Annotated in this window: 1 protein-coding gene; it reads left to right on the top strand. The window is 69.3% G+C overall.

The features are described from left to right. The first annotated feature begins 340 nt into the window (after positions 1 to 340). Positions 341 to 1,423 (top strand): IS110 family RNA-guided transposase, encoded by a 1,083-nt coding sequence (locus D6B71_RS22360; RefSeq protein WP_121259009.1) that lies wholly within the window; start codon positions 341 to 343, stop codon positions 1,421 to 1,423. Positions 1,424 to 1,457: the final 34 nt, after the last annotated feature.

Raw genomic sequence — 1,457 nt, 5'->3', positions numbered from 1 at the left:
AGGCACGCGCTCACTCAGGTCCGTCGTACACCTGTGAGGGTCGGAGCAGCTGGTCTGGGACTGGCTGGCAGGGTAGCGCTGGCCGCCTCGCCCTGGTCGTGGCTCGTCGTACACCCGGCCGCCAACTTGGCGTGCCTTCAGAGTGACTTGCCCGGTCAGAGCAAGGGGGCCGGCGCCGACCCGGCCCACTCCGATGGCTTGATCAGAAGACTGCCCGTCCCCACCGAATCGGCGGGTTCGTGGCCCATCACAGAGCTGCCCCGAAGTGACTTCCATCCAGGCCTGCGCCGGCCCGCAGCGGCCGGACCATCAACCCCGTTGGAAGGAAGCCCGAGCCGCCATGGCCATCGTCGCGCATGCTCACCCGTTCGTCATCGGCGTGGACACCCACGCCCGCAGCCACACACTCGCGATCCTGATCGCCGCGACCGGATCGCTGGTCGACAGCGCACAGTTCCCCGCCACTAGCGCTGGCATGAAGCGTGCAATCGTGTGGGTCGCACGCCGCACCGAAGGCGACCTGGGCAGCCTGTGGGCCATCGAGGGCGTCGCGACCTACGGCGCCCGCATCGCACGCATCGCGACCAAAGCCGGATACCCAGTCGTCGAAGCTCCCCGGATGGACGCTCGGGCGCAGCGGGGCACCGGGAAGTCAGACCCGCTCGATGCCCGCCGAATCGCCGCCGCCGCGCTCGCGCTCGACACAACGCAGCTGCGGCACCCCCGGGCTGACGACGGCGTACGGGCCGCGTTGCGGACCCTGATCACCGCCCGTGAACACATGACCGACGACCGGACCGCCTGCGTGAACGGGTTGACCGCGCTGCTGCGCGTCGCCGACCTCGGAGTCGACGCCCGCAAGCCGCTGACCGGCCAGCAGATCCGTGAGGTCGCCGCCTGGCGCGCCCGGAGTCGCGAGATCGCGGAAGACGTCGCCACGGCGACGGCTCGCGCCGAGGCCGTCCGGCTCGCTAAGCGCGTCGAGACGCTCGACAGCGAACTGACCATGAACCACGCCACGCTCAAGGCGCTCATCGAGTCGAGCAAGGCCGCGCCGCTTCTGGAGAAGACCGGCATCGGACCGCTCACCGCCGCAGTCGTTTACGCAGCGTGGTCCCACCCCGGCCGTGTTCGTGACGAGGCAGCGTTTGCCAGCCTCGCCGGCGTCAGCCCGATCCCTGCCTCATCCGGCAACACCAGCCGCCACCGGCTCAACCGTGGCGGCGACCGACGACTCAACCGCGCCCTGCACATGGCGACGGTCACCCGCATGGTTCACGACGCCGAGACGCGCGCCTACGTCGAGAAGCGACGAGCCGAAGGCCTCACCAACCGAGAGATCCGGCGGTGCCTCAAGCGCTACCTCGCGCGCCAGCTCTTCAGGAACCTCAACTCTCTCCACGTCGAACCCGCCGTGGGTTGACAGACATAGAAGAGTCACTCTGCTGGACTCCACT

Origin of the sequence: Nocardioides ferulae (assembly GCF_003660455.1) — a bacterium.
Classification (GTDB): domain Bacteria; phylum Actinomycetota; class Actinomycetes; order Propionibacteriales; family Nocardioidaceae; genus Nocardioides; species Nocardioides ferulae.
Note: the sequence above shows the minus strand (reverse complement) of the source record. Positions and strands in the feature narration are given on the sequence as shown.